A 532-nucleotide genomic window follows, 5' to 3' on the forward strand; every position below is an offset into this window, starting at 1 on the left:
CACTGCCCGCAGACCAGACAGGGCCTGCTCCCGGTCGGCGGCCACGACCACGGCACGATGCTCCAGCGCGGAACGCGTCGTCGCCAACGACAGCGCGACATCACGGTGCGACAGCCCGGAATCCGACGACAACAGGGCCGCCAGCCGCTCCGCCTGGGCACGCAGCGCTCCGTGCTCCGCGCCGGACAGGGGAAGGAGGACGTTACGGTCGTCGGTCGTCTCGGCAGTGGCAGTGGCAGTGGCAGTGGCAGTGGCAGTGTCGTCGAGTGTGTCAGTGGGGGTCAGTTCGTTCGCTTCTTCGAGGATGACGTGGGCGTTGGTGCCGCTGATGCCGAAGGACGACACACCCCCTCGACGGGGGCGACCCGTCTCGGGCCACTCCACTGCCTCCGTCAGCAACTCGATGTCGCCCGCCGTCCAGTCGACGTGCGAGGACGGCTCGTCGGCGTGCAGGGTGCGCGGCAGCACCCCATGCCGCATCGCCATCACCATCTTGATCACACCACCGACACCGGCAGCCGCCTGCGTGTGG

General features: G+C 69.2%; 1 protein-coding gene. It reads right to left on the reverse strand.

Annotation, left to right across the window (positions count from 1 at the left end):
- On the reverse strand, nt 1–532 hold a 532-nt coding region (locus IH68_RS51350), incomplete at both ends, for a ketoacyl-synthetase C-terminal extension domain-containing protein (RefSeq protein WP_037886715.1).

Source organism: Streptomyces sp. NRRL S-646, assembly GCF_000720765.1.
Classification (GTDB): Bacteria; Actinomycetota; Actinomycetes; order Streptomycetales; family Streptomycetaceae; genus Streptomyces.